The organism is Rhizobium sp. ERR 1071, from assembly GCF_007828675.1.
Classification (GTDB): Bacteria; Pseudomonadota; Alphaproteobacteria; order Rhizobiales; family Rhizobiaceae; genus Rhizobium; species Rhizobium dioscoreae.
The window spans coordinates 45,497-63,611 of the sequence record NZ_VITM01000002.1 but is presented as its reverse complement, the minus strand read 5'-3'; the positions used below and the strand labels follow the sequence as shown (position 1 = coordinate 63,611).

Below are 18,115 nucleotides of genomic sequence, written 5' to 3'. Positions count from 1 at the left end.
CATGCCGCACCCGGTCTTTCAAGTTTGCTCTTGCACCGCATTATGGCGATTCCTGTACATCGGCGTAACGAGCCTGAACAAAGCCTTGCGAAAACCTCTGCGCGTTGCCGGCCGGGCCGTATTCGCGTAAGTTCGTAAGGCGTAAATCCCCCCTCGGATCGACATCATGATCGTCCAGAGGTCCAATGAAAAAATGTCTGCTGCCTTCGGAGCCTTGCATGCCCAGACCGATCATTGCCATTCCCGCCGATATCCGCGAGTTCGACGGCACCAGCTGGCATGCGGTTCAGCTGCAATATGTCCGCGCAGCGGTCAAAGCGGCTGGGTTGATGGCGCTGATCGTTCCCGCGCTTGAGGATGGCAACGATGTGGACGCCATTCTCGACCGGGTGGACGGGCTGCTCGTTTCCGGCTCCGCAACCAATGTGCATCCATCGCTCTATGGAAAGGAAGCGCTTGAAAGCGACGGTCCTTTCGATCCGGCGCGCGACGCGACTTCGCTGCCGCTCATCCGCCGCGCCATCGATCGCGCCATTCCGATGCTCGCCATCTGCCGCGGCATTCAGGAACTGAACGTCGCGCTTGGCGGCACGCTGGCCAGCGAAATCCAGGACCAGCCGGGCATCTGGGACCATCGCAAGCCGCCGAATGTCGATCGCGACACGATGTATTCCATCCGCCAGAGCGTCTTCGTCAAGGAAGGCTCCTGCATCGCCCGCGTCGTCGGGCCGGGTGAAGTGCGTGTCAATTCGCTGCATCGCCAGGCGATCGCCGATACCGCGCCGAGACTGCAGGTGGAAGCGCTGGCCGAGGATGGTACGATCGAGGCCGTTTCCGTCATCGGCGCCAAGGCCTTTGCCGTCGGCGTACAATGGCATCCGGAATATTGGGCCGAAACGGATTCGCCGTCGCTGAAGCTCTTCACCGCCTTCGGCGATGCCGTGCGCGATTATGCGGCTGGCAAGGAGCGGCCAGCGGTCGCTCCGTATCCGCAAAAAGCCATATGATCAGCCGCGCGGCTTAACCGGGGTTTCCGGCACCGGCGTCATAGGCTCACCCTTGGCGAACCATTCGATGATATTGTCGACGACGAGATCGGCCATGGCATCGCGCGTCGGCGCCGAGGCCGAGGCCACATGCGGTAGCAGGGAAACATTCGGCAGCGAGAGATATCCGGCCGGGACATTCGGTTCGTCGTAGAAGACATCCAGGCCGGCAGCGCCCAGCGTACCGTTGCCGAGGGCTGTTATCAGCGCATCATCATCGACGGACCAGCCGCGGCCGACATTGATGAACACGCCCTGCGGCCCGAGCGCCGACAGGATCTCGGCGTTAATGACTTTGTGCGTCTCGGGCGTCTTCGGCACGATGGAAATCAGCGTATCCACCGACTGCGCCATCTCCTTCAGCGTCGGATAGTAGTCATAGGGCAGCGAATCACGCGGCGTGCGGGTGTGATAGCCGATCTTCACCTTGAACGGCTCCAGCCTTCTCGCGATTTCCAGGCCGATGCGACCGAGACCGTTGATGCCGATGCGGCGTCCCTTCATCGAAAAGGGCGAGAGCGGAAAAGCCCCTTCCTTGACCCAGCGCCCCTCGCGCAGCCAAGTCTCCGCCTTCGGAAATTGCCGCAGCGTGTTCAACAGCAGGGCGATCGCAGTATCGGCGACCTCATCATTCAGGACATCAGGCGTGTTGGTGACGACGATGCCCTTGGAGGCTGCGTGCTTGACGTCGACGCCATCATAGCCGACGCCGAAATTGGCAATGATTTCGACATTCGGAAAGGCATTGATCCAGCTCGCATTGAAGCTGCCTGCAACGGCAACGCCGCGGATGCGGGCTGCGGTTTCCGCATCGACCTTCGGACCGCCATCGCGTTCGACGGAAACGATATCGAACTGCTTCCCGAGCCTTTCAAGGACACGCGGGTGTATCTTCCCCGGAACGAGGACGGCGATGCGATTATCGGACATGGATCTTTCCTCTTGAGAGACAGTTCGGCGCCGAACCGCTGCTAGCGAGCTTTATAAGGCGCCGTCGATTGGCGGATGCGCATTTCCGGCTTGATCAGATGAATACCGTCCGGCTCATGGCTTCCCGCCAGCCTATCCAAAAGCGCGCGCGCTGCAAGCCTTCCGACCTCGGCCTGACCGTTCCAGACGGTGGTCAGCGCCGGCGTTGCGATCGCCGCCTCCTCCAGATCGTCATAGCCGGTGACGGAAATGTCCCGCCCCGGGACGAGGCCGGCGCGTGAAATGCCGTTCATGAGACCGATGGCGACCAGATCGTTCCAGCAGACGGCGGCTGTCGGCTTCTGCGGCAACGACAGGAAATGCACCGCCGCCTCGAAGCCGCCTTGCTTGGAACGGGCGCCGGGAATGCGCAGATTGGGGTCGACCTCGATGCCTGCCTTGCGCAGCGCATTCACATAGCCCTGGTAACGGTCGCGCCCCGTCGAGGTCTGATCGGTGCCCCCGATCATGGCAATGGAGCGGTGGCCAAGGCTGATCAGATGGTTGGTTGCAAGCGAGATGCCGTAACTGTCGTCGCCACGAAAGGTCGGCAGATCCAGCGCTTCGATCTGTCGTGCCACCAGAATGGCCGGCATGCCGTTTTCTTCCGCCAGCTCGAAATCCTCCGGCGGCGTTCCTATCGCCGGCGACATGATGACACCGTCACCGCCGAGCTGCAGCAGCGTCTCGATGAAGGTCCGCTGCTTTTCGACCGAATCATAGTGATTGGAAAGGATGAAGGTGTGACGGCTGCGATCGAGCTCGCTTTCGATTGCCTTCAGGATTTCTCCATAGAAAGGGTTCATGATGTCATGAACAACGACACCGATGATGCCCGATCGCGATGTCCTGAGACTCGCCGCACGGCGATTGTAGATATAGCCCAACGCGCGGGCCTGATCCTTGATCTTCTCGCGCGTGTTGACCGCAACCAATGGGCTGTCGCGTAAGGCCAGAGATACCGTTGCTGTTGAAATACCCAGCGTTTCCGCAATCGTAGAAAGCTTTATCTTTTGCGCCACGCGCGCCCTCCCGTGAAACGCAACCGTAACATATCCCGTTCGTTTTACGATTCCGGAATTTAAAATCTTTAATTAAAAGCTTTAATCACGCCGCGCAACACGAATTCTTGAGGATTCTCAGAATTCGTCATCATCCTCGTCGCCATCGGCCGCCTGGAGATTATGCTCGATCGTTTTGAGCAGGCGCACGAGTGAACGAATATCTTTTTCCGAGAAGCCACGGGTAGCAAGCTCATCGCAGCTGGCAGCCGAACTTTCGATTTCGCTGACGCTGTTTCGCCCTGCTTCGGTCAGATAGACCTTGGTCAGACGGGCATCGTCCGCATCTGGCCGCCGTTCGACGAAGCCTTGCGCCTCCATGCGGCCGATCGTGCGCGTCATCGTCGGCGCCTTGACACCGAGCTTTTGCGCCAGCGTACCGGCCGGAAGACCATCGCTTGCCGCAAGCGCAAGAATGACACCGTCCTGCCCGGCGTAGAGGCCGCTCGCCGTCAGGCTGCGCGTCATCACCGTGCGCATGGACCGCGCCGCCTGCGTCAATGCCGGCGACAGATCGGCAAGCGTGTAGTCTCGGTGATCCTTCTTCTTACCTGACTTACTTTTCTTCCCGACCTTGTTCTTTTTGCCCATCGTGATTCCGTTGACCTTTTCGCCGCGAAGTCATCACGCTATGACATTGCGCAGGTTACTGACATAAACAAGAGGCACACCCTCAGATGGTGCATCCTTTGCCATGTTTCGATGACAATGATGAAACATTGACACCCGAAGAGCGAACAAAATGGATCGCGGTGCTGCCACTTGGCGCCTATGAGCAACACGGCCCGCATTTGCCATTCGAAACCGACGCACTCATCGCCGACGGAATCGTCTCACGCCTCAAGGTTGCCTTGCCGGCAAATCTACCCGTCACCTTCCTGCCCGTCGAGCCGGTTGGCTATTCCATCGAACATATGGATGTCGCCGGCACAAAGACATTGACCTTCGACGAAGCTGTTCGGCGCTGGCTCGGCATTGCTGAGCAGATGAACAATCTCGGCATCCGCAAATTCGTCATGCTGAATGCTCATGGCGGCAACTCGCCGCTGATGACCATCGTCGCAACGGAAGCGCGCGTGCGCTTCGACATGCTGGCGGTCGCCACCAGCTGGACGCGTTTCGGCATGCCGGATGGGCTGATTGCGCCGGATGACAAAGCCATCGACATTCACGGCGGCGATATCGAGACATCGGTCATGCTTGCCCTCCATCCGGAAAAGGTTGACATATCGAAGGCGGCAAACTTCCCGTCACGGCAATCAGAGTTCATCAAGGGCTTCAAGCATCTGCGCGCCTATGGACCTCACGCCTTCGGCTGGAAAATGGCCGATCTGAGCAGCCAGGGTGTGGTCGGCAACGCGGCCGTGGCCACGGCGGAAAAAGGGGAGCGATTGATTGCGCATGCCGTCAAAGGTCTCGTCGAACTGCTTGAGGATATCAATAAATTCGATGCGACGACCCTGACTTAAGCGCAGGGTCAATCCGCCTGCCCGCAACCCAATGTGATCTTATAACATATAAAAGCCTTTGAACTGGCGTCGCCAACTCCTTATATGGAACCCGACCAATGTCTGCTCCCCGGGGCAACCTTCCATATTTCGAGGCTCCCATGACCGAAACAGCCACGCAAAAGCCCGTTCCCGTCACCGTTCTCACCGGCTATCTCGGTGCCGGCAAGACGACGCTGCTCAACCGCATCCTTTCGGAAAACCACGGCAAGAAATACGCCGTCATCGTCAACGAATTCGGCGAGATCGGCATCGACAATGATCTCATCGTCGAGTCGGACGAAGAAATCTACGAAATGAACAATGGCTGCGTTTGCTGCACAGTGCGCGGCGACCTCATCCGCGTCGTCGAAGGCCTGATGCGCCGCCCCGGCCGCTTCGACGGCATCATCGTCGAAACGACAGGCCTTGCCGATCCGGTTCCGGTCGCCCAGACCTTTTTCATGGACGACGACGTCCGCGCTAAGACGGAACTCGACGCCGTCGTAGCGCTCGTCGACGCCAAGCATCTGCCGCTGCGCCTGAAGGACAGCCGCGAGGCTGAAGATCAGATCGCCTTTGCCGACGTCGTCGTCATCAACAAGTCCGATCTCGTCTCTCCGGAAGAGCTCGCACAGATCGAGGACATCGTCCGCGCCATCAACCCGGCTGCCCGCGTGTACAAGACGACCCGCTCCGGCGTGGAGCTCGCCCGGGTGCTGAACCAGGGCGCCTTCAATCTGGAACGCGCGCTGGAAAACGATCCGCATTTCCTCGAGCATGGCCACGAGGATCACGTCTGCGGCCCGGATTGCGATCATCACCATCACGACCATGATCACGATCACCACCACCATGACCACGATCATGATCATCACCACCACGATCACGACCATCATCACCACGGCCTGTCGCCGATCCACGACGTCACCGTGCAGTCGGTTTCGCTGCGTGGCGGCGAGATGAACCCGGAGCGCTTCTTCCCCTGGATCCAGAAGGTCACGCAGACGCAAGGCCCGAATATCCTGCGCCTCAAGGGGATCATCGCTTTCAAGGACGATCCGGAGCGCTACGTCGTTCAGGGTGTGCACATGATCATCGAAGGCGATCATCAGCGCCCCTGGAAGGACGGCGAGAAGCATGAAAGTCGCCTCGTCTTCATCGGCCGCGAGCTCGACCGCGAAAAGCTGGAAGCCAGCTTCAAGGCGTGTGAGGCGTCTGCCTGATGCCGACTGTTGCTCCGCTTGATATCGACGGCCACGTTCTGGCCGTCGAATTTTTAGGTGACACCCCCTTCTTCGCCAGCGCCGCCGGCGCGATCCACCGCCTCGAAGGTGGCGAGAAGGTTACCGAAGCCCATCAGGGGATGCTGACCTGCATCCGCGATCCCTATAGCGAAAGCCTGATTTCGGGCGGCGAGGACGGCAAGGTTCTGAGGATCGCAGCCGACGGCAGCACGGCGGTACTGGCCGAAGCGCCGCGCAAATGGATCAGTCAGCTTGCAGCCGGCCCGCAGGGCTCCGTCGCCTATTCCTATGGCAAGAGCACCTTCGTACGGCTCTCCGATAGGACGACGAAAGAGTTTCCGGAAGAACGCACCGTCGAAGGCATTGCCTTTGCACCAAAGGGCCTGCGCATCGCGGTTGCCCGCTATAATGGCGTATCCCTGCACTGGGTGGGCATGAGCGCGCAGCCGATCAACCTGGAATGGAAGGGTGCCCATACGAGCGTCACCTTCTCCCCGGATGGCCAGTTCATCGTCACCACCATGCAGGAAAACGCCCTGCACGGCTGGAAGATGGACACGAAGCCCGGCGCCGAAGCCCGCCATATGCGCATGACGGGCTATCCCGCCAAGGTGAAGTCGCTCTCCTGGTCCAACAAGGGCAAGTGGCTTGCCTCCTCCGGCGCACCGGCCGCGATCGTCTGGCCCTTCCAGGGCAAGGACGGCCCGATGGGCAAGGCGCCGCTCGAGCTCGGCACGCGCGCGAACATCATGGCGACTTCCGTGAAATTTCATCCCGCCGAGGATATTCTCGCCATCGGCTTCATCGATGGTATGATCCTTGCGGTTCGCATCGGCGACGCCAAGGAAGCGCTCTTGCGCCGGCCCGGCAAGGGTGCGATCACATCGATGAGCTGGAGCAAGTCCGGCAAGCTGCTCGCCTTCGCCTCCGAAGCCGGCGACTGCGGCGTTGTGGACATTTCCGGTTAAAGCAATTCCAGGAAAAGTGCGCAGCGGTTTTCCGTCCGGAATTGCGTGAAAACAATGAGATACAGAGAGACGGGATCATGCCTCAGTCAGGAACGGCAATCGCCGGAAATGCGCCTGCCCCAGCCGAAAATGTCTGGGACGTGATCCGTTGCGAAGCCGCGGAACTGGCGGCGCGCGAGCCGACGCTTGCGTCGCTGCTGCGAGCGCAGTTGCTTGACGGAAACTCCAATGCCGAAAGCCTTGCCAACATTCTCGCCGCCCGGCTCTGCGTCGTCAGGATCGAGCATGGTGACATGCTTTCGCTGCTGTCCGATGTACTCAAGCGATATCCCGTCATCCTGCAGGCAACGGAAGCGGATCTTGTCGCGGTGCGAACCCGCGACCCCGCCTGCACGACCTACCTGCACGCATTGCTGAACCTGAAGGGCTTCCATGCCCTGCAGACGCACCGCATCGCTCATGCGCTCTGGGCGGAAGGCCGCAAGGAAATCGCCAGCTGGCTCTCCAATCTCGTTTCTCTCGTCTTCGGCCCGGATATCCATCCGGCTGCGAAGATCGGCACGTCGATCATGCTCGACCACGGCTCCGGCATCGTCATCGGCGAAACCGCCGTTATCGAGGATGAAGTGTCCATCCTCCAGAATGCGACGCTCGGCGGCACCGGCAAGGAGAGCGGCGATCGTCATCCGAAGATCCGCCACGGCGTGATGATCGGCGCCGGCGCCAAGATCCTCGGCAATATCGAGGTAGGCGCCTTCAGCAAGGTTGCCGCTGGCAGCGTCGTCGTCAAACCCGTACCGCCGCATTGCACGGTCGCAGGCGTACCGGCTGTAGTTGTCCGTATCCATCGCGCCGACGAGATCCCGGCCGAGACGATGGATCAGAATATCTGATTTCGCCTGGGACTGTGGCCACCTCGTGGTTCGAGGCATCGTCGTTTTCGGTGCTCTTCCGCTGCACCTAACCATGAGGCGGAGCAAGTTCCGTGACGAGGCACGCAGATCAGCCCTCATACTGAGGAGGCCCGAAGGGCCGTCTCGAAGCACGAGGGCGGGTGAGGAAGCGCCCCGCCACCAGTCCGTGACATAAGGTAGCACCGGAAACGCTCCCCTTACCCTTCATGGAACTGTCATGCTCCATTGATAGCTCGAAAGGGTTCTCTATGCCCGGCGTGGCGCAAATGCGCCGGAGCAATGCCCCCACTCGAAGAGGATATGACGATGACCAGTTTTTCACGTCGCGCCGCCCTTAAAGCCGGCAGCGCGCTTACCCTTGTTTTGCTCTGTTCCGCCGCCGGTGCCGCCGATATGGCGCCGGCGCCGAATACCGCGACCCCCATCAAGCATCTTGTCGTTATCTTCCAGGAAAATGTCTCCTTCGACCATTATTTCGCGACCTACCCCAAGGCAGCGAACGTCGATGGCGAACCGGCATTCAAGGCCGCCGACAACACGCCGACCGATATCAATACGCTCGCCAATGCCGGTCTTCTGGACAACAATCCGAACAAAACCAACACGGCAAACGGCGCCGATGCGGCAGCCCCCTTCCGGCTCGACCGCACGCAGGCCGCAACCCAGTCGCAGAACCATGGCTATACCGCCGAACAGGCCGCCTACAACAACTTCGCCATGGACCTCTTCCCCGCCAATACCGGCAAGGGCACCAAGGGTGCTGCCGGCGCCTTCGGCACCAAGGGTCAGGTCATGGGCTATTACGACGGTAACACCGTCACGGCCCTTTGGAATTATGCCCAGCACTATGCGCTGAACGACAATTCCTTCTCCACCAATTTCGGCCCTTCGACCCCCGGCGCGCTGAACCTGATCTCCGGCCAGACCAATGGCGCCATCCTGCCGCCCGGCTATACGCTGGAAAGCGACGGCACCTATTCCAAGGGCCGCATCGTGCCCGACGGCAATGGCGGCTGGACCGCGATCAGCGATTTCGATCCGACGGGCGACGTCTGTTCGGTCGGCCAGACGGCGCTGATGTACGGCAAGAACATCGGCGACATGTTGAACGAGCACAAGATCACCTGGGGCTTCTTCGAGGGCGGCTTCGACCTCTCGCAGACCAACCCGGACGGCACGACCGGCTGCAAGCGCGCGACTACATCGGCCATCACCAAGGTCAATTACACCGATTATATTCCGCATCACCAGCCGTTCCAGTATTACGCCTCAACGGCCAACCCGACACATGCGCGTCCGTCTTCGGTGGCAACGATCGGCACGACCGATGCGGCAAATCACCAGTACGACATGACGGATTTCTACGCGGCCCTGAAGAACGGCAATATGCCCGCCGTCAGCTTCCTGAAGGCACCGGCCTATCAAGATGGCCACGCCGGCTATTCCGATCCGCTCGACGAGCAGGAATTCGTCACACAGGTGGTCAACACCGTGCAGAATTCGCCGGACTGGAAGGACACCGCCATCATTATCCTCTACGACGATTCCGACGGCTGGTATGATCATGCCCATGCGGTCGTCAATCCGTCGAAAATCCCCGTCAAAGGCTATGACGTTCTGAGCGGCGACGGCTGTTCCACCGGCACTGCCCTGCCCGGCGTCAACGGCCAGCCGGCGCAGGGACGGTGCGGCTACGGCACGCGCCAGCCGCTGCTCGTCATCTCGCCTTATGCCAAGGTCAACTTCGTCGATCACACGCTGACGGACCAGACCTCCGTCATGCGCTTCATCGAAGATAACTGGATGGGCGGCGCCCGCCTCGGCGGCGGCTCCTTCGATGTGCTCTCGGGCTCGCTGAACACCATGTTCGACTGGTCCAAAGGTGACGCGCCGAAGCTGATCCTCGATCCAAAGACCGGCAACCAGGCATCGTAAATCCAGAAGGGAGACGGAAATGCCCCTGACCTACCGCCGTCTCCTGCCGCTCATCGCACTCGCGGGCCTGTCGCTTGCGGGTGCGGCTGCAGGCATGGCAAACGAACCGGCCGCCAGTGCTTCGGCAACCGATGGCTATGATGACCAGGCGCCGCTGAGCGCGGTGGCGCAACTCGGCAAGAAGCTGTTCTTCGATCCGTCACTCTCGGGCGGCGGCCAGATGTCCTGCGCGACCTGTCACGATCCGGCCAACCACTACGCGCCGGCCAACGACCGTGCCGTCCAGCTCGGTGGCCCGCATCTCGATCAGCCGGGTATCCGCGCAGTGCCGAGCCTCGCCTACAAAATGTCGACGCCATCCTTCTCGATCGGAGAAGAGAGCGCTGCCGACGAAGCGGCGGAAGCATCGCCGATGACCGAAGCGTCGGGCGTGGCTCTGGCCAATGCTCCGGCCGCCGTCGCCGGCCCGATGACCGCCCAGGCCGTCGTCAAGGCCGATGCGGCAGCCGCAGCAAACCTCGTGCCGCAGGGCGGCATGTTCTGGGATGGGCGTGTCGATTCGCTGGAGGAACAGGCCCTGCAGCCAATGATCTCACCCTTCGAGATGGCGAATGCCGATGCGGCCGCCGTCTATGCCAAGCTGAAAGAGAGTTACGGCAAGGAGATTTCGGCGCTCTTCGGCGACAATATCCTCAGCGATCAGGACATGACGATCTCCGAGATCGGCTTCGCGCTCGCCCGCTATCAGATCGAGGACAGCTCCTTCCATCCCTATACCAGCAAGTACGACTACTATCTGCGCGGCAAGGCAGTGCTGACGGATGCAGAAGCGCGGGGTCTGAAGCTCTTCGACGATGCGAACAAGGGCAATTGCGCCTCCTGCCATCTCGATAAGATGACCGGCGACGGGCAGATGCCCAACTTTACCGATTTCGAGTTCGAGGCACTCGCCGCACCGCGCAATCCGGCCATTCCGGCCAATGCCGATGCGCATTACTACGACACCGGCATTTGCGGCCCGCTGCGCAACGACACCTATTCCGCCCAGCCGCAGAATTGCGGGCTGTTCAAGACGCCGACGCTGCGCAATGTCGCGGCCCGCCATGCCTTCTTCCACAATGGCGTCTATCGGAGCCTTGAGGATGTGACCCGTTTCTATGTCAAGCGCGATACCAACCCGGATGAGATCTATCCGAAGGATGCGAGCGGCAAGGTGCTGAAATATGATGATTTGCCAGCGCAGTATCGGGCGAATATCGATGTCATCGACGCCCCGATGAACCGCAAGCCCGGCGATGCCCCAGCCCTCAACGACGCCGAGATAGCCGATGTCGTCGCCTTCCTGAAAACGCTGACGGATGGCTATGACCCGACAAAGGACAGCGTGAAGGCTGCGAAATAATAAGGCCTCCGACCGGGCGGCGGAGGCCTTATAATACGTCGAGACTGTTCGAGTCCTTTATGCAGCCTTTGCTATCGGCGGCTGGGCCAGTTTGCGGCCGCTGGCGACGATCATGCCGGCGGCGCTGTCGAGCCACCCTTCCTTGAGCTCGAGGGCCAGGAAGCGCTCGCGCTGGAACGGCCCCGGCATGACGAGATGGCGCGTCTTTGCGGCAAAGAAGCCGAAACGCTCGTAGTAAGGCGCATCGCCGACGAGCAGGATCGCGCCATGGCCGCGCTTCTTGGCTTCCAGGATGGCGGCGCGCATCAGCGCCGAGCCGATGCCCTTACCTTCATAGGCGGGATCGATCGCCAGCGGGCCGAGCAGCAGCGCCTCGACCGGGCGCGTCTCCCGATCGACGCCGGCTTCGACGTTCCAGAGGCGAACCGTGCCGATGACATGGCCGGCGCGATCGCGCGCGACGATTGCCAGACCTTCAGCCGGCACGCGGCCCTGGCGCAGCTTTTCCGACGACTTCTTGCGGCGGTCGGGACCCATGGCGCGATCCAGTAGGTTTTCGCGCGCAACGACATCGCCTGCGTTTTCCAGGTCGAGAGTGAATGTGGACGGCGCAAAGAATGCGCGGACAGAATCAAGAACAGCGGCCATCTCGGCCTCCCGTGCCCAATACCGTTATCAGCGGTGGTGACGAACTATTGTGAGGGTGCCGCCCCGGATGGTTACGGGGGCGGCTTTGTCGAACTTCAGATCCCTGCCGGACCTTAGATAATGTAGGCCTTCAGCGGGTCGAAGCCATTGAACGCCACAGCCGAGTAGGTCGTGGTATAGGCGCCGGTGCCTTCGATCAGAACCTCGTCGCCGATGGTGAGCGACACCGGCAGCGGATAGAGGTTCTTCTCATAGAGCACGTCGGCCGAATCGCAGGTCGGGCCGGCAATGACGCAGGGTTCCATCTCGTCGCCGTCGCGCGTCGTGCGGATCGGATAGCGGATCGCCTCGTCCATGGTTTCGGCGAGACCGCCGAATTTGCCGATATCGAGGAAGACCCAGCGAGCGGCGTCATTGTCCGACTTCTTGGAAATCAGGACGACTTCAGCCTTGATCACGCCGGCATTGCCAACCATGCCGCGGCCCGGCTCGATGATCGTGTGCGGGATCTGGTTGCCGAAATGGGCGCGCAGAGACGCAAAGATCGCCTTGCCATAGGCTTCGGCCGAGGGAACGTCGCGCAGATACTTGGTCGGGAACCCGCCACCCATGTTGACCATCTGCAGGTGGATGCCCTGCTTGGCGAGCGAAACGAAAACCCGCTTGGCATCGGCAAGAGCATCGTCCCAGGCATCGACCTTGGTCATCTGCGAGCCGACGTGGAAAGACACGCCATAGGATTCCAGACCGAGCTGATGAGCATAGACGAGAACGTCGACGGCCATCTGCGGGACGCAGCCGAACTTGCGCGACAGCGGCCATTCCGCGCCTTCGCCATCCGTCAGGACACGGCAGAACACGCGGGCGCCGGGTGCGGCACGCGAGATCTTCTCGACTTCCTCATGGCTGTCGACGGCGAAGAGGTTGATACCGAGTGCATGCGCACGGGCGATATCGCGCTCCTTCTTGATGGTGTTGCCGTAGGAGATACGCTGAGCGGTCGCGCCGGCATCGAGCGCCATTTCGATTTCGGCGACGGACGCGCAATCGAAGTTGGAGCCGAGGCTTGCGAGCAGGCGCAGCACTTCCGGAGCCGGATTGGCCTTGACGGCATAATAGATGGCGCTGTCCGGCATGGCATGACGGAAGGCGTGAAAATTGTCGCGGACGACATCGAGATCGACCACCAGGCAAGGACCGTCCGGACGTCGGGCAGCGAGGAAATCGCGAATACGTTGCGTGGTCATGTCAATTCCCTTTCAAATTCCAAAGGCTCCGGGGAAAACCCAGAGGACAAAGGGCGACGCTCACTCGCTCAGGAACCAGCCGGTGGAGACCCCGGTACCGTGCAAATGCGCGAAGCGCGGATGATGAACCAGTGCCGCAAGCGGCGCTAATTCGCTTTGTCTGCCATGGATTGGAGGGAATATCCCAACCGCACTTCCGGCAATGAAGGTGTGCCTCTTCAGTAACCCCGGCTGATGGAAAGCCGGGAGAGAACAAAAAGGCCCGCACCGTCGTTGCTTCAGATGTCCTCGCATTTTCCGGTTGGCCGGAATAGCGACTGGAGGGGTTAATTCCAGGTACCTTACCGATTTTCTCACCACATCGAGGATCGGCGGACACCCACGGGCACGTGCGACTTTGGGCTGACCTCGAAATAGGAATATTCGCCGACATAATCAAGAAAATTTTTCTCCCATGCCCGAAAAAAATAATTGAACAAATCGAAGCATTTTGTTCAACATCCGGAAACAGTTAGCGGGAGGCTTCACCATGGACACTTTGACCCGGATTCGCGCCTTCATCGACGTGGTCGAGGCCGAGGGATTTTCGGCAGCCGCGCGCAAGACCGGCCGCTCCAAGGCGCTCTTGTCGAAATATGTCCGGGAATTGGAAGACGAGCTCGGCGCGCTGCTGTTGAACCGCACCACGCGTCAATTCTCCATGACGGAGGCCGGCCATACCTATTATCGTACCGCCTCCGACATCCTGAAGGAGATCGACAATCTCGCCGACCTGGTGCGCGAGAACAACCAGCAACTTAAAGGTCGGCTGCGTGTTTCCGTGCCGCGCACCTTTGTCGACGCCGATGTCGGGCAGTCGCTGATCGACTTCGCCAAGGAGAATCCCGATCTTGCGCTGGAAATCGCTGCCGACGACCGCTTCGTGGACCTGATCGAGGAAGGCTTCGATGTCGCCGTGCGCATCACCAAACTCGAAGACTCCGGCATGATTGCCCGCAAGATTTCCGATTTCCGCGTCCATCTCTGCGCGACGCAAGCGTTCCTCGATCGTTATCCGACGCTGGAACATCCGACTGACCTTGCGCGCATTCCCTTCATCATCGACACCAACACCCGCTCGCAAGGCACTATTCGCTTCGTCGATGCCGACAGCACGACCTTCAACGTCGCTATCAACGGCACGCTCGAGGTCAATAGCCCGCATGCAACGCTGCGTGCGGCGCTCGCCGATCTCGGCGTTGCCATCGTCCCGGATTTCATCGGCCGCAAGGCGATCGAAAGCGGACAGCTGCTGACGCTGTTCAATGACTACCTGCCGACGGACCGCGGCATCTATGCCGTCTACCCGCACCGCCGCTACCTCCCGGCCAAGGTGCGCATCTTTGTGGACTACCTGCACAACTGGTTCCGCAAGAACGGCTGAACGGGCAAGGTTGGCCGCCCGGTCCCAATTCCGTCTCATTTCCTGACCAGAAAACGAAGTGAATCAATGCTCACGAAACACATCGGACGCATGAGAAAATCCACGATCATCCACGCTGTTGCCATGACCGGCGGCCTGTTGCTTGCGCCGGCCATAGCATCAGCGCATCCGCATATTTTCGTGGAAGCCCGTCTGGAAGTGCTCGCCGGCGCGGATGGCAATGTGCAGGAGCTGCGCAACGTCTGGCGCTTCGACGAGGTGTTCTCTTCCTCCGTCCTCATGGATTTCGACAAGAACACCAATCTGAAGCTCGACCCTGACGAGCTGAAAGAAGTCGGCAAGACGGTGCGCGAGTCATTGGCCGATTACGACTATTATGCGAACCTGACGCTCAATGGCAAAACGATCAAGGTGGACAAGCCCGATATCATCAATGTCGACTTCCGCGATGGCCAGCTCCTGATGTTCTTCGCCGTCAAACCGGCCGAGCCGATGCCGCTCGCCAAGGGCAACAAGCTGAGCTTCGGCATCTACGACCCGACACTCTATACCTCGATCGATTTCCCGAGCGACAATGAATTGGTGACGGAGGGCGATGCCTTCAAAAGCTGCACGCATAAGGTCGTCCGGCCCAATCCGGATGAAGTCATCGCCGAAAACAGGTCGACATTGACGGATGCCTTCTTCAACGATCCGACGGGGACGACCATGTCGAAACTCTTTGCAACGCGGATAGATGTGCAATGCTGATTTCGAGAATAAGGACGCTCGCGCCGGCCGCAGCTGTCGCCCTTCTGGCGGCAGCCGGTCTCGCCCATGCTGCCGGCTCGCCACTTGGCATCGGCACCGCCGAGCCGAGCTTCCAGCCGATGGGCGGCCCGCTGGCGCCAATCTTTCTCTATGTGAATTACGAGCAGCAGGCCTTCTATCGTGCGCTCACCAAGTCGATCGAGGCCATGCGCCAGGACCCCTGGCAGCTCTGGACGCTGATAGGCCTTTCCTTCGCCTATGGCATTTTCCATGCCGCCGGCCCCGGCCACGGCAAGGCGGTGATTTCCTCCTACATGGTCGCCAATGAGATCGAGCTGAAACGCGGCATCGGCATCTCCTTCGTCTCTGCGCTCATCCAGGGCCTCGTCGCCGTCCTTGTTGTCGGCGCCGCCTATTTCGTCCTGCGCGGGTCTGGCATCACCATGACGATGGCGACTAATGCCATGGAGATCACAAGCTTCGTCATGGTCATCCTGTTCGGCAGCTGGCTCTTGTTCCGTAAGCTGCGGGCGATGATGCAGAGCCGGGCGCAACGTCAAGACATGCAGCTTGCGACGTCGGCCGGGCCAATCAGCCTTTCTCTGTTCGAGGGAGCAGCGACGGGCACGGATTCGGCAAGAGGTTTTGCGCGCAGCAGCGCCGCCATGCCCGCCGCCGGCGGCTATCAATGCTATGATCCCGCTCATACGAGCGGCGACGGCGCCTACTGCGAAACGTGCGGCCACGCCCATCTTCCCGATCCGAAAATGCTGTCGAACGAAAAGTTCAGTGCCCGCGAGGCCTGGTCCGCCATCGCCGCCGTCGGGCTGCGTCCCTGCTCCGGCGCGCTCCTTGTCATGACCTTTTCGATGCTGAACGGGCTCTATCTTGGTGGCCTGCTATCGGTCCTCGCCATGTCGATCGGTACCGCGCTGACCGTCTCGCTGCTTGCCATCATCGCTGTCTTCGCGAAAGGCACCGCCGTGCGTTTCACCGGCAAGGGCTCGAGACTTTCGGTTTGGGTGGGCAACGGCATCGAGATCCTCGGCGCGCTGCTCGTCATCTGCACGGGCATCATCCTGCTCGGCGCCTCGCTGCAGAACTGAGCGATTTCCGAGGGTTTGGGAGAGCTTTACGTTGGAGCTTACGGCCCGTTGCGCCGTTGGTATCGCGCCCGCATCCAGAACACGAAGAAGAAGGCCAGGATGACGAGCACGCCGAAACCGGTGCCGAGCCATGGCGAAATGTCTCCGAGCCAGACGATGACGTTCGGCATCAGGTAAAGCACGGCTGTCGCAACCAGCAGGATAACGCCGGCTGCAATCGCCGCCGAGCGGGTCTCGCTTTTCTTATCCGTCAATGTAGCCATCCCTGACGCCCTGACATGAGTTCCGGCGAAGGCTTAGGCCAGCTGCCGAGGAAAGGCAACCGGCCCTATCGTCACACGCGTCAGACTTTAGCGCCGGCAACGGTCGCTTCGATATGATCGACAAGCGCATCGGCCAGACCGAGGCGGCCGGCAAGCAGATCGAGATAGCCGCGCTCAGCCCGCGAATCCGGCTCGATCGCCAGCCGCGAAGCGGTATAGACCTGCACCCGCTGTTCCTCGGTCTTTGCAGAAGCGACGATGGCATCGAGATCGACGGGATTGGCAAGCTCTCGCTGGAAAAAGGCTTCCGCCTCCGATCCGACACCAGCCTCCTGTACCTTGCCGAGAATGCGCTGACGCTCCGCATCGTCGATATGGCCATCGGCGCGGGCGGCCGCAATCATGGCCCGCACCAGGGAAAGCGTAAAATCATTGCTGGCGACGGCCGGCGCTGTGCTGAAGCCGGAATCCGACGGCGGCGGCAGGAACTGCGGCTCGGCCTGCGGGGCTGGCTGCGGCTGATTGCCGTCGCGGTAGTTCTTGTAGGCCTGATAGCCGAGGCCTGCGATGGCTGCGAGACCGCCGAGCGCCAGCGCATTTCCGGCGACCTGGCGTCCGGTCTTCGTCCCCAGCAGCACGCCAGCGATGGCGCTCGTCGCCATCGGATTGTCCCTGGCAAGATTGATGGCCTGGGTTGCCCTGTCTCTCACGGTCCCCTGCACTCCCGGAACCTGCGATCCCAGGAACTGGTCAAGAAGCTTGCGGGCGTCGATCATATGGATGGTCCTCCGTCCTTTGATGGTGACAGGGAGATAGGAAGCGCAACCGCAAATACCAATCCGCAGAATGCAAAAAGGCGTGCAGAAGCCTGCGCGCCTTCGAAACCGACGGGAGGCAGCCGCTCAGCCCTTGAGCGCGGCGGCCTCGGCGGCAAGCTTGGTGATCCCGGCCCAATCGCCCGATGCAACGAACTCCTTCGGCGCAACCCAGGAGCCGCCGACACAGATGACGTTCGGCAGCGACAGATAGTCATGGGCGTTCTTCAGCGAGATGCCGCCAGTCGGGCAAAAGACCGTGCCGGCGAGCGGCGATGACAGGGCCTTCAGATAGGAAGCACCGCCGGCCTGCTCGGCCGGGAAGAACTTCAGTACCGTATAGCCCTCTTCCCGCAGCGCCATCACTTCGCTGGCCGTTGCGGCACCCGGCAGCAGCGGCACATGCGAACCGCGCGCAGCATCAAGCAGTTCCTGCGTCGTGCCGGGGCTGACGATGAACTTCGAACCGGCTTCGACGGCCGCGTCCCATTGTTTGACATTGAGGATCGTGCCGGCGCCGACTTCGGCACCCTCGACTTCTTCGGCGACAGCACGGATCGCATCCAGCGCACCGGCGGTGCGAAGCGTGATCTCGATGGCCTTGAGACCGCCCGCAACGAGCGCACGGGCGAGCGGCACGGCCGATTTCGCATCGTCGACGATCAGCACGGGAACAACGGGCTGCAGTTTGAGGATGGAAAGAAGCTTCTCGGTTTTCTCGCCCATGGTCGGTGCACTCCCTTTAAAACGATTGAAATCCGGCTTTCGAATAGCCTTCCCGAAGGTGCTTGTCGAGACAAAAGCTCGCTTTAAATACGACGGGTAGGAAATTGC

The 18,115-nt window shown here is 60.7% G+C and carries 18 protein-coding genes; 10 read left to right on the top strand and 8 right to left on the bottom strand.

Annotated elements, in window-relative coordinates; genetic code table 11:
- Nucleotides 1-218 precede the first annotated feature (218 nt).
- Nucleotides 219-1,007, top strand: a complete 789-nt coding sequence (locus FBZ99_RS05635; protein WP_113330583.1) for a gamma-glutamyl-gamma-aminobutyrate hydrolase family protein — start codon at nt 219-221, stop codon at nt 1,005-1,007.
- On the opposite strand, the gene FBZ99_RS05630 is transcribed toward FBZ99_RS05635, so the two are convergent.
- The 3 genes from FBZ99_RS05630 to FBZ99_RS05620 all read right to left on the bottom strand — a co-directional run bounded on the left by FBZ99_RS05630 (nt 1,008) and on the right by FBZ99_RS05620 (nt 3,667).
- Nucleotides 1,008-1,976 carry a 2-hydroxyacid dehydrogenase gene (locus tag FBZ99_RS05630; protein WP_145631869.1) on the bottom strand — a complete coding sequence of 323 codons (969 nt, stop codon included), beginning with the start codon at nt 1,974-1,976 and terminating at the stop codon, nt 1,008-1,010.
- Nucleotides 1,977-2,017: 41 nt separating this feature from the next.
- Nucleotides 2,018-3,037 carry a LacI family DNA-binding transcriptional regulator gene (locus tag FBZ99_RS05625; protein ID WP_069613309.1) on the bottom strand — a complete coding sequence of 340 codons (1,020 nt, stop codon included), beginning with the start codon at nt 3,035-3,037 and terminating at the stop codon, nt 2,018-2,020.
- A gap of 117 nt (nt 3,038-3,154) precedes the next feature.
- Nucleotides 3,155-3,667 (bottom strand): MarR family winged helix-turn-helix transcriptional regulator, encoded by a 513-nt coding sequence (locus FBZ99_RS05620; RefSeq protein WP_113354942.1) that lies wholly within the window; start codon nt 3,665-3,667, stop codon nt 3,155-3,157.
- A gap of 86 nt (nt 3,668-3,753) precedes the next feature.
- Here FBZ99_RS05620 and FBZ99_RS05615 point away from each other — a divergent pair, with 86 nt between their 5' ends.
- The 6 genes from FBZ99_RS05615 to FBZ99_RS05590 all read left to right on the top strand — a co-directional run bounded on the left by FBZ99_RS05615 (nt 3,754) and on the right by FBZ99_RS05590 (nt 11,029).
- Nucleotides 3,754-4,545, top strand: coding sequence for a creatininase family protein (locus FBZ99_RS05615; RefSeq protein ID WP_145631867.1), 792 nt, complete (start codon nt 3,754-3,756; stop codon nt 4,543-4,545).
- Nucleotides 4,546-4,685: 140 nt separating this feature from the next.
- Nucleotides 4,686-5,789, top strand: coding sequence for a CobW family GTP-binding protein (locus FBZ99_RS05610; RefSeq protein ID WP_069613312.1), 1,104 nt, complete (start codon nt 4,686-4,688; stop codon nt 5,787-5,789).
- The gene (locus tag FBZ99_RS05605) at nt 5,789-6,778 is read left to right on the top strand and encodes a WD40 repeat domain-containing protein (protein ID WP_145631865.1); all 990 of its coding nucleotides are present in this window, start codon (nt 5,789-5,791) and stop codon (nt 6,776-6,778) included. The genes FBZ99_RS05610 and FBZ99_RS05605 overlap by 1 nt, the downstream gene beginning before the upstream one ends.
- Before the next feature lie 77 nt (nt 6,779-6,855).
- Entirely contained in the window at nt 6,856-7,671 is an 816-nt protein-coding gene (cysE, locus tag FBZ99_RS05600) for a serine O-acetyltransferase (RefSeq protein ID WP_145631863.1), read from the top strand.
- A 327-nt stretch (nt 7,672-7,998) separates the two neighbouring features.
- Complete coding sequence (locus tag FBZ99_RS05595) at nt 7,999-9,627, top strand: phospholipase C (protein WP_113355084.1); 1,629 nt, start codon at nt 7,999-8,001, stop codon at nt 9,625-9,627.
- 19 nt (nt 9,628-9,646) lie between these two features.
- Nucleotides 9,647-11,029 carry a cytochrome-c peroxidase gene (locus FBZ99_RS05590; protein ID WP_145631861.1) on the top strand — a complete coding sequence of 461 codons (1,383 nt, stop codon included), beginning with the start codon at nt 9,647-9,649 and terminating at the stop codon, nt 11,027-11,029.
- A gap of 57 nt (nt 11,030-11,086) precedes the next feature.
- Here the strand turns inward: FBZ99_RS05590 and FBZ99_RS05585 are convergent, their stop codons facing one another.
- Together FBZ99_RS05585 and odc2 are read right to left on the bottom strand one after the other, a co-directional pair.
- Nucleotides 11,087-11,677, bottom strand: coding sequence for a GNAT family N-acetyltransferase (locus tag FBZ99_RS05585; RefSeq protein WP_113354932.1), 591 nt, complete (start codon nt 11,675-11,677; stop codon nt 11,087-11,089).
- 113 nt (nt 11,678-11,790) lie between these two features.
- Nucleotides 11,791-12,924, bottom strand: a complete 1,134-nt coding sequence (gene odc2, locus FBZ99_RS05580; RefSeq protein WP_112421581.1) for an ornithine/lysine decarboxylase — start codon at nt 12,922-12,924, stop codon at nt 11,791-11,793.
- A gap of 529 nt (nt 12,925-13,453) precedes the next feature.
- On the opposite strand from odc2, the gene FBZ99_RS05575 reads away from it, so the two are divergent.
- From FBZ99_RS05575 to FBZ99_RS05565, 3 genes are all read left to right on the top strand, one after another.
- Nucleotides 13,454-14,347, top strand: coding sequence for a LysR family transcriptional regulator (locus tag FBZ99_RS05575; protein WP_113330541.1), 894 nt, complete (start codon nt 13,454-13,456; stop codon nt 14,345-14,347).
- Between the two features lie 90 nt (nt 14,348-14,437).
- Entirely contained in the window at nt 14,438-15,097 is a 660-nt protein-coding gene (locus FBZ99_RS05570; RefSeq protein ID WP_173002426.1) for a DUF1007 family protein, read from the top strand.
- Complete coding sequence (locus FBZ99_RS05565) at nt 15,091-16,203, top strand: nickel/cobalt transporter (RefSeq protein WP_145631858.1); 1,113 nt, start codon at nt 15,091-15,093, stop codon at nt 16,201-16,203. The genes FBZ99_RS05570 and FBZ99_RS05565 overlap by 7 nt, the downstream gene beginning before the upstream one ends.
- 38 nt (nt 16,204-16,241) lie before the next feature.
- On the opposite strand, the gene FBZ99_RS05560 is transcribed toward FBZ99_RS05565, so the two are convergent.
- The 3 genes from FBZ99_RS05560 to FBZ99_RS05550 all read right to left on the bottom strand — a co-directional run bounded on the left by FBZ99_RS05560 (nt 16,242) and on the right by FBZ99_RS05550 (nt 18,007).
- Nucleotides 16,242-16,457, bottom strand: coding sequence for a hypothetical protein (locus tag FBZ99_RS05560; protein WP_173002425.1), 216 nt, complete (start codon nt 16,455-16,457; stop codon nt 16,242-16,244).
- Between the two features lie 89 nt (nt 16,458-16,546).
- Nucleotides 16,547-17,242: a tellurite resistance TerB family protein gene (locus tag FBZ99_RS05555; RefSeq protein ID WP_113330545.1), complete on the bottom strand. Its 696-nt coding sequence runs from the start codon at nt 17,240-17,242 to the stop codon at nt 16,547-16,549.
- Between the two features lie 126 nt (nt 17,243-17,368).
- Entirely contained in the window at nt 17,369-18,007 is a 639-nt protein-coding gene (locus FBZ99_RS05550; RefSeq protein WP_113330546.1) for a 2-dehydro-3-deoxy-phosphogluconate aldolase, read from the bottom strand.
- Nucleotides 18,008-18,115: the final 108 nt, after the last annotated feature.

Coding starts and splice junctions, on each gene's coding strand:
- FBZ99_RS05635 (WP_113330583.1), top strand. CDS start 219: ATGCCCAGACCGATCATTGCCATTCCCGCCGATATCCGCGAGTTCGAC.
- FBZ99_RS05630 (WP_145631869.1), bottom strand. CDS start 1,976: ATGTCCGATAATCGCATCGCCGTCCTCGTTCCGGGGAAGATACACCCG.
- FBZ99_RS05620 (WP_113354942.1), bottom strand. CDS start 3,667: ATGGGCAAAAAGAACAAGGTCGGGAAGAAAAGTAAGTCAGGTAAGAAG.
- FBZ99_RS05615 (WP_145631867.1), top strand. CDS start 3,754: ATGGTGCATCCTTTGCCATGTTTCGATGACAATGATGAAACATTGACA.
- FBZ99_RS05610 (WP_069613312.1), top strand. CDS start 4,686: ATGACCGAAACAGCCACGCAAAAGCCCGTTCCCGTCACCGTTCTCACC.
- FBZ99_RS05605 (WP_145631865.1), top strand. CDS start 5,789: ATGCCGACTGTTGCTCCGCTTGATATCGACGGCCACGTTCTGGCCGTC.
- cysE (WP_145631863.1), top strand. CDS start 6,856: ATGCCTCAGTCAGGAACGGCAATCGCCGGAAATGCGCCTGCCCCAGCC.
- FBZ99_RS05595 (WP_113355084.1), top strand. CDS start 7,999: ATGACCAGTTTTTCACGTCGCGCCGCCCTTAAAGCCGGCAGCGCGCTT.
- FBZ99_RS05590 (WP_145631861.1), top strand. CDS start 9,647: ATGCCCCTGACCTACCGCCGTCTCCTGCCGCTCATCGCACTCGCGGGC.
- FBZ99_RS05585 (WP_113354932.1), bottom strand. CDS start 11,677: ATGGCCGCTGTTCTTGATTCTGTCCGCGCATTCTTTGCGCCGTCCACA.
- odc2 (WP_112421581.1), bottom strand. CDS start 12,924: ATGACCACGCAACGTATTCGCGATTTCCTCGCTGCCCGACGTCCGGAC.
- FBZ99_RS05575 (WP_113330541.1), top strand. CDS start 13,454: ATGGACACTTTGACCCGGATTCGCGCCTTCATCGACGTGGTCGAGGCC.
- FBZ99_RS05570 (WP_173002426.1), top strand. CDS start 14,438: ATGAGAAAATCCACGATCATCCACGCTGTTGCCATGACCGGCGGCCTG.
- FBZ99_RS05565 (WP_145631858.1), top strand. CDS start 15,091: ATGCTGATTTCGAGAATAAGGACGCTCGCGCCGGCCGCAGCTGTCGCC.
- FBZ99_RS05555 (WP_113330545.1), bottom strand. CDS start 17,242: ATGATCGACGCCCGCAAGCTTCTTGACCAGTTCCTGGGATCGCAGGTT.
- FBZ99_RS05550 (WP_113330546.1), bottom strand. CDS start 18,007: ATGGGCGAGAAAACCGAGAAGCTTCTTTCCATCCTCAAACTGCAGCCC.